General features: G+C 72.8%; 9 protein-coding genes. 2 read left to right on the top strand and 7 right to left on the bottom strand.

Annotation, left to right across the window (positions count from 1 at the left end; genetic code table 11):
- Positions 1 to 170: 170 nt before the first annotated feature.
- Together dnaJ and hrcA are read right to left on the bottom strand one after the other, a co-directional pair.
- On the bottom strand, positions 171 to 1,310 hold the full coding sequence (dnaJ, locus tag ACIF8S_RS05715; protein ID WP_215213063.1) for a molecular chaperone DnaJ: 1,140 nt from the start codon (positions 1,308 to 1,310) through the stop codon (positions 171 to 173).
- Entirely contained in the window at positions 1,311 to 2,327 is a 1,017-nt protein-coding gene (hrcA, locus tag ACIF8S_RS05710; protein ID WP_359606454.1) for a heat-inducible transcriptional repressor HrcA, read from the bottom strand.
- A 163-nt stretch (positions 2,328 to 2,490) separates the two neighbouring features.
- On the opposite strand from hrcA, the gene ACIF8S_RS05705 reads away from it, so the two are divergent.
- Both ACIF8S_RS05705 and ACIF8S_RS05700 read left to right on the top strand, forming a co-directional pair.
- A complete protein-coding gene (locus tag ACIF8S_RS05705; protein ID WP_399997509.1) occupies positions 2,491 to 3,219 on the top strand; it encodes an MBL fold metallo-hydrolase in 729 nt (242 codons plus the stop codon).
- A gap of 34 nt (positions 3,220 to 3,253) precedes the next feature.
- Positions 3,254 to 4,060 carry a DUF3097 domain-containing protein gene (locus ACIF8S_RS05700; protein WP_399997508.1) on the top strand — a complete coding sequence of 269 codons (807 nt, stop codon included), beginning with the start codon at positions 3,254 to 3,256 and terminating at the stop codon, positions 4,058 to 4,060.
- 203 nt (positions 4,061 to 4,263) lie between these two features.
- Here ACIF8S_RS05700 and hemW read toward each other — a convergent pair whose 3' ends face one another.
- The 5 genes from hemW to lepA all read right to left on the bottom strand — a co-directional run bounded on the left by hemW (position 4,264) and on the right by lepA (position 13,090).
- Positions 4,264 to 5,496 carry a radical SAM family heme chaperone HemW gene (gene hemW / locus ACIF8S_RS05695; RefSeq protein WP_399997506.1) on the bottom strand — a complete coding sequence of 411 codons (1,233 nt, stop codon included), beginning with the start codon at positions 5,494 to 5,496 and terminating at the stop codon, positions 4,264 to 4,266.
- Positions 5,497 to 5,570: 74 nt separating this feature from the next.
- Entirely contained in the window at positions 5,571 to 7,733 is a 2,163-nt protein-coding gene (locus tag ACIF8S_RS05690; RefSeq protein WP_399997504.1) for a SpoIIE family protein phosphatase, read from the bottom strand.
- Between the two features lie 276 nt (positions 7,734 to 8,009).
- Positions 8,010 to 8,957 carry an NADP-dependent oxidoreductase gene (locus tag ACIF8S_RS05685; protein ID WP_399997502.1) on the bottom strand — a complete coding sequence of 316 codons (948 nt, stop codon included), beginning with the start codon at positions 8,955 to 8,957 and terminating at the stop codon, positions 8,010 to 8,012.
- 143 nt (positions 8,958 to 9,100) lie between these two features.
- On the bottom strand, positions 9,101 to 10,975 hold the full coding sequence (locus tag ACIF8S_RS05680; RefSeq protein ID WP_399997501.1) for an AMP-dependent synthetase/ligase: 1,875 nt from the start codon (positions 10,973 to 10,975) through the stop codon (positions 9,101 to 9,103).
- A gap of 246 nt (positions 10,976 to 11,221) precedes the next feature.
- Positions 11,222 to 13,090: a translation elongation factor 4 gene (gene lepA, locus ACIF8S_RS05675; RefSeq protein ID WP_399997499.1), complete on the bottom strand. Its 1,869-nt coding sequence runs from the start codon at positions 13,088 to 13,090 to the stop codon at positions 11,222 to 11,224.
- Between the last annotated feature and the right edge of the window lie 158 nt (positions 13,091 to 13,248).

Raw genomic sequence — 13,248 nt, 5'->3', positions numbered from 1 at the left:
CCCCCGCACCCCCGGCAGCATCGGCCCCGCTCCGGCGCACGCCGGTCAGCGCCCGTTGAACGCGTCCTTCAGCCGGGAGAACAGCCCCTGCTGCCCCGGCTGACCGTGCCTGCCCGGGGGGCGACCCCCCGCACCCCCGGCAGCATCGGCCCCGCTCCGGCGCACGCCGGTCAGCGCCCGTTGAACGCGTCCTTCAGCCGGGAGAACAGCCCCTGCTGCCCGGGCTGGAACTGGCCCGTGGGCCGTTCCTCGCCGCGCAGCTTGGCCAGCTCCCGCAGCAGGCGTTCCTGCTCCGGGTCCAGCTTGGTCGGGGTCTGCACCTCGACGTGGACGATGAGGTCACCGCGACCGCCGCCCCGCAGATGGGTGACGCCCCGGCCGTGCAGCGGGATCGACTGGCCGGACTGGGTGCCGGGCCGGATGTCGACCTCCTCCAGGCCGTCCAGCGTCTCCAGCGGCACCTTGGTGCCCAGCGACGCCGCTGTCATCGGCAGCGTGACCGTGCAGTGCAGGTCGTCGCCGCGCCGCTGGAACTGCGAGTGCGGCAGCTCGTGGATCTCGACGTACAGGTCACCGGCGGGGCCGCCGCCCGGGCCGACCTCGCCCTCGCCCGCCAGCTGGATCCGGGTGCCGTTGTCGACACCGGCCGGGATCTTCACCGTGAGCGTGCGGCGGGAGCGGATCCGGCCGTCGCCCGCGCACTCCGGGCAGGGCGTGGGCACGACGGTGCCGAAGCCCTGGCACTGCGGACACGGGCGGGACGTCATGACCTGGCCCAGGAAGGACCGGGTGACCTGCGAGACCTCACCGCGGCCGCGGCACATGTCACACGTCTGCGCGCTGGTGCCGGGCGCGGCACCCTCACCGCTGCACGTGGTGCAGACGACCGCCGTGTCGACCTGGATGTCCTTGGTCGTGCCGAACGCGGCCTCGTCCAGCTCCACCTCGATGCGGATCATGGCGTCCTGGCCCCGGCGGGTGCGCGAGCGCGGTCCGCGCTGCGACGCCGTGCCGAAGAAGGCGTCCATGATGTCGGAGAAGTTGCCGAAGCCGCCGGCCCCGAAGCCGCCCGCGCCGCCGGCGCCGCCGGACTGGGACAGCGGGTCGCCCCCGAGGTCGTAGACCTGCTTCTTCTGCGGGTCCGACAGCACCTCGTAGGCGGCGTTGATCTCCTTGAACCGCTCCTGGGTCTTCGGATCCGGATTGACGTCCGGATGCAGCTCGCGGGCGAGCCGCCGGAAGGCCTTCTTGATCTCTTCCTGCGACGCGTCGCGGCGTACGCCGAGTACGGCGTAGTAGTCCGTGGCCACCTATGACTCCGCCAGGATCTGTCCGACGTACCGTGCCACTGCGCGTACCGCTCCCATCGTTCCGGGGTAGTCCATGCGGGTCGGTCCGACCACGCCGAGCTTGGCGACAGCCTCGCCGCCCGAACCGTAGCCGACCGACACGACGGACGTGGAGTTGAGTCCTTCGTGGGCGTTCTCGTGACCGATCCGTACGGTCACACCCGGATCCTGCGCCTCGCCGAGCAGCTTGAGGAGCACGACCTGCTCCTCCAGCGCCTCCAGGACGGGCCGGATCGTGAGGGGGAAGTCGTGTCCGAAGCGGGTGAGGTTGGCGGTACCGCCGATCATCAGCCGCTCCTCGTTCTCCTCGACGAGCGTCTCCAGGAGGGTGGAGAGCACCGTGGAGACCGTACCGCGGTCGTCGGCCTCGAAGGCCTCCGGGAGGTCCTCCACCAGACCCGGCACATCGGTGAACCGGCGGCCCGCGACCCGGCTGTTGAGCCGCGCCCGCAGGTCGGCCAGGGACGCCTCACCGAACGGCGCCGGGCAGTCGACCATGCGCTGCTCGACCCGGCCGGTGTCGGTGATCAGCACCAGCATCAGCCGCGCCGGGGCGAGGGCCAGCAGCTCCACGTGCCGCACCGTCGACCGGGTCAGCGAGGGGTACTGCACCACGGCGACCTGGCGGGTGAGCTGCGCCAGCAGCCGCACCGTCCGGGCCACGACGTCGTCGAGGTCGACGGCGCCCTCGAGGAAGTTCTGGATGGCCCGCCGCTCGGGCGGGCTCATCGGCTTGACACCGGCCAGCTTGTCGACGAACAGCCGGTAGCCCTTGTCGGTGGGGATGCGCCCGGCACTGGTGTGCGGCTGGGCGATGAAGCCCTCGTCCTCCAGGGCCGCCATGTCGTTGCGCACGGTGGCCGGGGAGACGCCGAGGTTGTGCCGCTCGGTGAGCGCCTTGGAGCCGACGGGCTCCTCGGTGCCCACGTAGTCCTGGACGATCGCGCGCAACACCTGGAGCCTGCGTTCACTGAGCATCGCGCACACCTCCAGCTGGCTTCCGCCCGGTAACGACTCTGGCACTCTTCGCACGCGAGTGCCAGACTTCCCCGGCCCAGTGTACGGCCGGGGGGTACGACCCCGGCAAGGCCGGTCCGCGCCGCCGTGCCCGGCGTCGTCGTCCCCCGCTAGCGTCCCGGTCATGACCGTGACTTGGGAAGAGTCGGGATGGGAGCAACTGGCGCCGGGGGTCGGACGGCGCCGGCTGCCGGTGTGGGACTGCACGGCGGGGCTCGTGGTGGGCACCGACGGCGTGCTGGCCGTCGACGCGGGCTCCGCGCCGGCCGAGGGCGCGCGGTTGCGGACCGAGGCGCGGGAGCTGACCGGCCGCCGTGTGACACATCTCGCGCTCACCCACCCCCATTTCGATCACGTCCTCGGGGCGCCGGCGTTCGCGGGAGCCGAGGTGTACGGCGCGGTCGGGCTGGACTCGGCGCTCTCCGGGCGGGGGCGCGAGGAGCTGCGCGCGGACGCGGTGCGCTGGGGGCTCGACCCGCGGGTGGCGGGCGAGGCGGTGGACGCGCTGACGCCTCCCGGGCACGCGGTGTCCGGGGAGTGGACGCTCGACCTGGGCGGCGGCCGGCAGGCGCTGCTGGCGAACGTGGGCCCGGGCCACACCGCCCACGACCTCGCGGTCCTGGTGCCCGGCGACCCCGGGGTCGTCTTCTGCGGCGACCTGGTCGAGGAGTCGGGCGATCCGCAGGCCGGGCCCGACGCCGTGCCGTCCCGCTGGCCGGCCGCGCTGGACCGGCTGCTCCGGCTCGGCGGCGAGGACGCGGTGTACGTGCCCGGTCACGGAGCGGTGGTCGACGCGGCGTTCGTACGGGCCCAACGGGACGCGCTGGCGGCCCGGTTCGGCGTGTCGGACTGATCGCCCCCGGCACGATCCTCGTATCGTCGGCGGAATGCGCCAGTACTCCGCCGATCTGACCCCTCCGTGGAAGAAGTCGCAGCCCGCGCCCGAGGTCGCCGCCGAGCCGGGCCTCGTGGTGGAGGAGCCCGGCACCGGATTCTGCGGCGCCGTGATCCGCTGCGAGGCCGGCACGGTCACCCTGGAGGACCGCTTCGGCAAGCACCGGGTGTTCCCGCTGCAGCCGCGCGGGTTCCTGCTGGAGGGGCGCGTCGTCACGCTGGTCCGGCCCGCGTCCGGCCCGGCGCGGCCCACCCGCACGGCGTCCGGCTCGGTGGCCGTCCCGGGGGCCCGGGCGCGCGTCGCCCGCGCGGGGCGCATCTACGTCGAGGGCCGGCACGACGCCGAGCTGGTCGAGAAGGTGTGGGGCGACGACCTGCGCATCGAGGGCGTGGTGGTGGAGTACCTGGAGGGCGTGGACGACCTGCCGTCGATCGTCGAGTCGTTCGGCCCCGGACCGGACGCGCGGCTGGGGGTGCTGGTGGACCACCTGGTGCCGGGGTCCAAGGAGTGGCGGATCGCCCAGGCGGTGACGAGCGAGCACGCGCTGGTGGTCGGTCACCCGTACATCGACATCTGGGAGGCGGTGAAGCCGGCGTCCGTGGGGATCGCCGGCTGGCCCCGGGTGCCGCGGGGGCAGGACTGGAAGACGGGGGTGTGCCGGGCGCTGGGGTGGCGGGTCGCCCACACGGGCGAGGCGTGGCAGCGGATCCTGGACTCCGTCCACTCGTACAAGGACCTGGAGCCCCAGCTCCTCGGCCGGGTGGAGGAACTCATCGACTTCGTCACGGCTCCGTCGTAAGTACCGATTTCCTCGCCCCCGCCGCCCCTTCCCGTCCCGTCCCTGGGGGCTGCGCCCCCAGACCCCCCTTGTCGGCCCTGGCGGGCCTCGTCCTCAAACGCCGGACGGGCTGACATCAGCCCCTCCGGCGTTTGAGGAGCGGGGTCCGGGGCGGAGCCCCGGGGCCGGGTACGGGAAGGGGCGGCGGGGGCGAGAACCCTCTGTCAGTCGACCAGGTCGCGGACCACCGCGTCCGCCAGCAGCCGCCCCCGCAGGGTGAGGGCCGCCCGGCCCTCCGCGAAGGGCTCGGGACGGAGCAGGCCGTCGGACAGCGCGCGGTCGGCCGCCGCACGCCCCTCCTGCCGAAGGAGATCCAACGGCACCCCGTCCAGAAGCCGAAGCTCCAGCAGAATCCGCTCCACCCGCCGGTCCTCGGCCGACAGCACCTCCCGTCCCGCCCCCGGCGACCGCCCCTCCGTCAGCGCCGCCGCATACGCACCGGGGTGCTTGACGTTCCACCACCGCACCCCACCCACGTGGGAGTGGGCTCCCGGCCCGGCCCCCCACCAGTCCGCGCCCCGCCAGTACAGCTCGTTGTGCAGACAACGTCCCGCCTCCGAGGTGGCCCAGTTCGACACCTCGTACCAGGAGAACCCCGCCTCCGACAGCCGCTCCTCGGCGATCAGATACCGGTCCGCGTGGACGTCGTCGTCCGTCATCGGCACCTCGCCCCGCCGGATCCGCCGGGCCAGCTGCGTACCCTCCTCGACGATCAGCGCGTACGCGGACACATGGTCCGGTCCGGCGCCGATCGCGGCGTCCAGCGACGCGCGCCAGTCGTCGTCGGACTCCCCCGGCGTGCCGTAGATCAGGTCGAGGTTGACGTGCTCGAACCCGGCCGCGCGGGCCTCGGCGACGCACGCCTCGGGTCTGCCGGGGGTGTGCGTGCGGTCGAGGACCTTCAGCACGTGCCGCCGGGCGCTCTGCATGCCGAAGGAGACGCGGTTGAAGCCGCCGGCCCGCAGCTCCGCCAGGTACGCGGGGTCGACCGACTCGGGGTTCGCCTCCGTCGTGACCTCGGCGTCCGGCGCCAGCCCGAACTCCTCACGGATCGCGCCCAGCATCCGCACCAGGTCGCCGGCGGCGAGCAGCGTGGGTGTGCCTCCGCCGACGAACACCGTGCGCACCGGCCGCGGGTCGTCGCCGAGCACCTTGCGGGCCAGGCGGACCTCGTCGACGAGAGTCTCGGCGTAGTTGTCGCGGGAGGCCAGCACGCCGCCGCTGCCGCGCAGCTCGGTCGCGGTGTAGGTGTTGAAGTCGCAGTAGCCGCAGCGGGTCGCGCAGTAGGGGACGTGCAGGTAGAACCCGAGGGGGCGGTCGGCCGCGCCCGCGAGCGCGGACGCGGGCAGCGCGCCGTCGGCGGGGACGGGCTCGCCGTCGGGGAGTGCGGAAGGCATGTGCTCCATTGTCCCGCACCCCGCCCGCTCCCCTTCCGCGCCGCCCGCGCCGGTGCCCGTGCGCCCCGGCGCGCTCACTCCGCCTGGAGCACCAGCAGGGCGAGGTCGTCCGCCGGGGGCCGAGCCCCGAAGTCGTGCACCAGCCGGGTGATCCGTTCCGCTATGGCCCCGGCCTCCATGCCGGCGCAGCCCGCCAGTGCCGTGGCCAGTCCGTCGCCGTCGTCGAACTGACGTGACCCGGAGCGCCGCTCGGTGACGCCGTCGGTGACGCACAGCAGGCTGTCGCCGGAGTACATCTCGAAGGTCTCGCTGGTGTACGTGGCGTCCTCGACGACCCCGAGCAGCGTCTGCGGCTGGGCGACGGTGCGGACGGCGCCCTCGGGATCGAGCAGGAGGGGCAGGGGGTGTCCGGCGGAGGCGAGGGTGCAGCGCACGCCGCCGTCGGAGGGGACGAGCTCGCCGTAGAGGAGGGAGAGGAAACGGGTCTGGGGGCCGTCACCGGGGGCGGTCGGGCGGGCCCCGGCGGCCACCAGTGCGCGGGCGGCGGCGTCGGCGGCCTCGGTGGCGTCGTCGAGGAGGAGCTGGTTGAGCCGGTCGAGGACGTCGGCGACGCGGTAGCCCTCGCGGGCGAGCAGCCGCAGCCAGGGCCGGACCAGTCCGATGACGACGGCCGCCTCGGGTCCCTTGCCCTGGACGTCGCCGACGGCGAAGCACCAGCGTCCGCGGCCGGCCGGGAAGAGGTCGTAGAAGTCGCCGCTGGGGCCACCCTTGTCGCACGGTTCGTGGACGAGGGCGCTGCGCACGCCCGGGATCTCGGCGACGGCGCCGGGCAGCAGGCCGCGCTGGAGGACGGCGCTGATGGTGGCCTGGCGGGCGTACTGCCGGGCGGCGCCGATGGCGAGCGCGACCCGTCGTCCGAGGTCCTCGACCAGCCCGGTGATCTCGTCGGGGAAGCGGTCGATGCCGCCGCGGCCGATGACCAGGGTGCCGAGCGGGCGCCCTCCGGCGACGAGCCGGTAGGCGAGCGCGGTCCCGGGCGGCGCGGAACCCGCCCCCTCGGCAGCACCCGTACCCTTCCCCGGCCCGGGGCTCGCGTGCGCCGGGCCGGAGTGCGCACCCACCGAACCGGAACCCCCGCCCACCGCCCCGGACTCGGGGCCCACCGGGCCAAGATCCTCGCCCGCCGCGTCAAGGCCCTCGCCCGCCGCGTCAGAGTCCGTGTCCGCCACGGCGGCGGGCGCCGGCCACGGGTAGGGCACGGGACCCGTGCCGAGCGGGTCGTCGGGGTGCGGTGGCGGGTTCCCCTCCAGCGCCCGGCTCAGCTCCTCGACGTGCTGCTCACCGGCGTGCCAGACGCGGGCGAGCCGGCCGCCGGCGCGGGTGCCGCCGGGCCGGCCGCCGAGGGCCGTGGTCTCGTCCTCCAGCCAGACCGCGCACCAGTCGGCGAGCCGCGGCACGATCAGCTGTCCGGTGAGGGAGGCGACCAGGTCCTCGTCGAGCTGCCCGGCGAGCAGGTCGGAGGCCTCCGCCAGGAAGGACAGCGCGCCCCGGCCCAGCCAGGTGCCGTCCCGGCCGGGGCGGCGGGCCAGCCAGTCGTCGCCGTAGGAAGCGGCCCGCCAGGCGTCCCGGGTGCCGTCGCGCGAGCCGGTCCGCGCCCGGGGTGCGAGGGGGTCGGAGGCGAGGTGGGCGGCGGCCCGCAGGTCCCGCGCCGGGTCGCGCTCCCCGGCGTACGTCTCGGCGGGGTCGCCCGCCGCGTGGTCGTGGTTCGCCAGCCGCGCCCACACGGTCTTGGTGCCAGGGCGGTAGGTGATGCCCCAGGACTCGGCGAGCGCGGCGACCAGGCGCAGACCGCGCCCGTACTCGGGGGTGTCGTGCGCGGGCGCCTCCGGTGCGCCGTCGTGCGGGGCGCGCGCGGGGTGGTGGTCGGCGACCTCGACCACGAGTGCGCCGGTGTCCTCCTCCAGCCGGCAGGTCAGGTGCACCTCGGTGCCGGCGTGGACGACGGCGTTGGTGACGAGTTCGCTGGCGACGAGGGCGGCGTCGTCGCCGACCCGGCCGGTGAGGAGATCCGCGCCGGGCGGCGAGAGCTGCGCCCACTCGGTGAGCGTCTTGCGCAGCAGGGCGCGTGCGGAGCCCGGGGCGAGGGGACTTCCGGACAGTGTCGCCTCCACCCGCGTGCACCCCCGCACGTCGGGGGCGCACGAGGTGGTCTCCCGTTGGGTCGGAATGGCCCGCATGGGCAGCTCCCCGGGCAGTTCGTACGAATAGAACCTCGTCGCTGCCGACAGGGTGACAGAACGGACCCGCCCATAAGCGTGGAGTCACGAAAGTGGATCGCTTGTCGGGGGAACAGTGCCCCGTCTTCGTTCAAGAACGGAGACGCAACCGCTCGTTTCCGGTCATCGGGGAACGAGGAGGCGCACACCCCGCGCCCGCCGTGAAGGGCGGGGGCGGGGTGCCGGGCGACCGCAGCCGGCCGGGGTGGCCGGGGTGGCCGGGGTGGCCGGTCGCCGTCAGGAGAAGTCGAGGACCAGGCGGCCGCGCAGCCCCCCGGCTTCGAGCAGGCGGTGCGCCTCGGCCGCGTCGGACGCCGGAAGCACCTTGGCGACGCGCAGGGACAGCACGCCCTCCTCGGCCTGCCGGCACAGCGTGTCCAGCAGGGCGGTGTCGGTGGCGACGCTCGCGACGAAGACCGGGGTCACCGTGATGCCGTCGCGCTCGTCCGGCCCCTGCCATCCCCTCAGCTCGACCAGGGTGCCGCCGTCCGCCACGGCGGGGACGACCTCGTCCCGCTGGTGGGAACCGTCCACCAGCCCGGGTACGCCGTCCGGCAGCAGCGCCCTGATGCGCCCGGCCACGTCCTTGCCCCGGTCGACCACGTGGTCGGCGCCGAAGCCGCGGACCAGGTCACGGTCGTGCGGGGCGGCGTCCGCGACGACGGTCAGCCCGTCGGCCTTGGCCAGTTCGATCGTGTACGCGCCGACCGCACCGACCGCGCCGGTCACGGCGAGGGTCGCGCCGGCCGGGAGGGCGAGGGTGTCCAGGGCCAGCCGGGCGGTGGCCGCGTTCATCAGCAGGGTGGAGGCCTCGGCGTGGCCGGCCCCGGCGGGCGCGGGGACGACCGACGCAGCGGGTACGACGATCTGCTCGGCGTACGCGCCGCCCTCCGGGCGGGTGGGCAGCACCAGTGCGACGACCCGCTGCCCCACGGCGAGCCGGTCGTCGACGCCGGGGCCGAGCTGGTCGATCACGCCCGCCGCGTCCATGCCGGGCAGGAACGGCGGCGGGATGTCGCGCATCCGGGCGGCGTGGCCTCCGGTGCGCATCATGGCGTCGGTGGGGTTCACAGTGGCCGCGTGCACCCTGATCCGGACCTCGCCGGGTCCCGCCTCGGGCGTGGGCAGCTCCACCACGCGCAGAACGTCCGGGCCGCCGTAGGTGCTCAATCCGATTGCCTTCATGGCGAGCGGCAACCGCGCCGGCCCGCGATCGATTCCCGGCGCGGCGCGGACATCGGCGGCGGGGCCGGGACGCACCGGTCCCGGCCCCGCCTGTCACCGCTCCGACGCCGGCCGGGAGAACGCGTCTCCCGGCCGACGGGCTGTCACTTCTCGCGTGCGCCCTCGTACATCTCCTCGATGAGGTGCTTGTACTCGCGCTCCACCACCGGCCGCTTGAGCTTGAGGCTCGGGGTGATCTCGCCGTGCTCGACGTCCAGGTCGCGCGGCAGCAGGCGGAACTTCTTGATGGTCTGCCAGCGCTGCAGGCCCTCGTTGAGCTGCTTGACGTAGCCGTCGACCATCTCGACCGTGACCGGGGCGGCGACGATGTCCGCGTAGGACTTGCCCGCCATGCCGTTCTCCGCCGCCCAGGCGGTGATGGACGGCTCGTCGAGGGCGATGAGGGCGGTGCAGTAGTTCCGGTCGGCGCCGTGCACCAGGATGTTGGAGACGTACGGGCAGACAGCCTTGAACTGGCCCTCGACCTCGGCGGGCGCGATGTACTTGCCGCCGGAGGTCTTGATCAGGTCCTTCTTGCGGTCGGTGATGCGCAGGTAGCCGTCGGCGGACAGCTCACCGATGTCACCGGTGTGGAACCAACCGTCCTCCTCCAGGACCTCGGCGGTCTTCTCGGGCAGGTTGTGGTAGCCCTGCATGATGCCGGGGCCGCGCATCAGGATCTCGCCGTCGTCGGCGATGCGGACCTCGGTGCCGGGGAGCGGCTTGCCGACGGTGCCGGTGCGGTAGGCCTCGCCGGGGTTCACGAAGGAGGCCGCGGAGGACTCGGTGAGGCCGTAGCCCTCCAGGATGTGGATGCCGGCGCCGGAGAAGAAGTAGCCGATCTCGGGCGCGAGGGCGGCGGAGCCGGAGACGCAGGCGCGCAGCCGGCCGCCGAAGGCCTCGCGGATCTTGGCGTAGACGAGCTTGTCGGCGACGGCGTGCTTGGTGCGCAGTCCGGCCGGGGCGGTCGCGCTGCCGGTGCGGCGGAAGTTGTCCTGCGTGACCTTGGCGTACTCGCGGGCGACTCCCGCGGCCCACTGGAAGATCTTGTACTTGGCGCCGCCGCCGGCCTTCGCCTTGGCGGCGACGCCGTTGTAGACCTTCTCGAAGATGCGGGGCACGGCGGCCATGTAGGTCGGCTGGACCACCGGCAGGTTCTCGATGATCTTGTCGACGCGGCCGTCGACCGCGGTGACGTGGCCGACCTCGATCTGGCCGGACGTGAGGACCTTGCCGAAGACGTGGGCCAGCGGCAGCCACAGGTACTGGACGTCGTCGCCGCTGACCAGGCCGGTCGCGGCGATCGCCTTGGCCATGTACGACCAGTTGTCGTGCGGCAGGCGCACGCCCTTGGGGCGGCCGGTGGTGCCGGAGGTGTAGATGAGGGTGGCGAGCTGGTCCTTGGTGATCGCCGCGACCCGCTCCTTGATCAGCTCCGGCTCCTTCTGGAGGCGGGCGGCGCCGCGCTTCTCCAGCTCGGCCAGGCTGATCACGAAGTCGTCGGTGTCGACGCCCTCCGCGTCGACCACCACCACGCGGGTCAGATCGGGCAGCTCGTCACGCTTGGCGACGGCCTTGGCGGCCTGCTCGCCGTTCTCCGCGACGAGCACCCGGCTCTGCGAGTCGGACAGGATGTACGCCGACTCGTCGGCGTTGGTCTGCGGGTAGATCGTGGTGGTGGCGGCGCCGGCGCAGAGGATACCGAGGTCGGTGAGGATCCACTCGACACGGGTGGAGGAGGCGAGGGCGACCCGCTCCTCCGGCTGCACGCCCAGTTCGATCAGGCCGGCCGCGATCGCGTGGACCCGCTCGGCGGCCTCGGACCAGCTGAGCGACTTCCAGTCGTCCGGGCCCTCCCCGGAGGCCGGTGGGACCGGGTAGCGATAGGCCTCGGCGTCCGGTGTGGCCGCCACACGCTCCAGGAAGAGGGTCGCCACGCTCGGCGGACGGTTCTCGATCAGTGTCTGTGTGTCGCTCACGACATCCTCCGGGGCCCGCGACGGTGCGGCTGGCTCAGTGCGGCTGGGGTTTCCTCGCGTCGTTGTTTAACTCGCGAGTAACTATCGAGCACGGACAGAGTAAAGGTCGACCGGCCACTGCGTAAGGGGCCACGGCCTGTAACTTCACACAGACAGCCACCTGACCGATACGCAGGGCCCGCCGCACGTGCGCGCGGCGGGCCCCCGTTTCGCCCGGTTTGCGGAGTGACCCGCGGTAACAGGCGGTTACTTCTTGCCCTTGCCCGATCCGGCGTTCTCGTCGCTGGACAGGACGGCGATGAAGGCCTCCTGCGGAACCTCCACGGAACCCACCATCTTCATCCGCTTCTTGCCTTCCTTCTGCTTCTCCAGCAGCTTCCGCTTACGCGAGATGTCACCGCCGTAGCACTTGGCCAGCACGTCCTTGCGGATGGCGCGGATGGTCTCGCGGGCGATGACGCGGGAGCCGATGGCGGCCTGGATGGGCACCTCGAACGCCTGCCGCGGGATCAGCTCGCGCAGCTTGGCGACGAGCCGCACGCCGTACGCGTACGCGGCGTCCTTGTGGGTGATCGCGGAGAACGCGTCCACCTTGTCGCCGTGCAGCAGGATGTCCACCTTGACCAGGCTGGAGGTCTGCTCGCCGGTGGGCTCGTAGTCGAGGGAGGCGTAACCGCGGGTCTTGGACTTCAGCTGGTCGAAGAAGTCGAAGACGATCTCGGCGAGCGGCAGGGTGTAGCGGATCTCGACGCGGTCCTCGGAGAGGTAGTCCATGCCGAGCAGCACACCGCGCCGGGTCTGGCACAGCTCCATGATCGCGCCGATGAACTCGCTGGGCGCGAGGATCGTGGCGCGCACGACCGGCTCGTAGACCTCGTCGATCTTCCCCTCGGGGAACTCGCTCGGGTTGGTGACGGTGTGCTCGCTGCCGTCCTCCATGACCACGCGGTAGACCACGTTCGGCGCGGTGGCGATCAGGTCGAGCCCGAACTCGCGCTCCAGCCGCTCGCGGATCACGTCCAGGTGCAGCAGGCCGAGGAAGCCGACGCGGAAGCCGAAGCCGAGGGCGGCGGAGGTCTCCGGCTCGTAGACCAGGGCGGCGTCGTTGAGCTGGAGCTTGTCCAGGGCCTCGCGCAGCTCCGGGTAGTCCGAGCCGTCCAGGGGGTAGAGGCCCGAGAACACCATCGGCTTGGGGTCCTTGTAGCCGCCGAGCGCCTCCTCGGCGCCCTTGTGCTGGCTGGTGACGGTGTCACCGACCTTGGACTGGCGGACGTCCTTCACACCGGTGATCAGGTAGCCCACCTCGCCGACGCCGAGGCCGTCGGCCGACAGCATCTCGGGCGAGTTGGTCCCGATCTCCAGCAGCTCGTGGGTGGCGCCGGTGGACATCATCCGGATGCGCTCACGCTTGTTGAGCTGGCCGTCGATGACACGGACGTAGGTGACGACACCGCGGTAGGAGTCGTAGACCGAGTCGAAGATCATCGCGCGGGCGGGGGCGTCCGCGACGCCCACCGGGGCGGGCACCTCGGCGACCACGCGGTCCAGCAGCGCCTCGACGCCGAGACCGGTCTTCGCGGAGACCTTCAGCACGTCGTCCGGGTCGCAGCCGACCAGGTTCGCCAGCTCCTCGGCGAACTTCTCCGGCTGCGCGGCCGGCAGGTCGATCTTGTTGAGGACCGGGATGATCTGGAGGTCGTTCTCCATCGCCAGGTACAGGTTGGCGAGGGTCTGCGCCTCGATGCCCTGGGCCGCGTCGACGAGGAGGATGGTCCCCTCGCAGGCCGCGAGCGAACGGGAGACCTCGTACGTGAAGTCGACGTGCCCCGGGGTGTCGATCATGTTGAGGATGTGCGTGTTGCCCTTGTCGTGGGTCGGGGCCCACGGCAACCGCACCGCCTGGGACTTGATCGTGATGCCGCGCTCACGCTCGATGTCCATGCGGTCGAGGTACTGAGCGCGCATCTGCCGCTGCTCGACCACACCGGTCAGCTGGAGCATCCGGTCGGCGAGCGTGGACTTGCCGTGGTCGATATGGGCGATGATGCAGAAATTGCGGATCAGCGCCGGGTCGGTACGGCTCGGCTCGGGCACATGGCTGGGGATCGCGGGCACGCAGGGTCCTGATTCTTGAGGCGTCCGCATACGTGTGCTTGTCCGTCTGCGGTCTCGGGTCGGATCGATACGTAGCCTCCATGGTCCCACGCGTGGGGACCGGGGACGGGTTTGGGCCACCGAATCGGCCGCTGGTAGTGTGGGGGGCTGTGTCTCAT

The organism is Streptomyces sp. NPDC085937 (assembly GCF_044540535.1).
Lineage (GTDB): Bacteria > Actinomycetota > Actinomycetes > Streptomycetales > Streptomycetaceae > Streptomyces.
The sequence above is the reverse complement of the archived record's forward strand: the minus strand, read 5'-3'. Positions and strand labels throughout refer to the sequence as shown.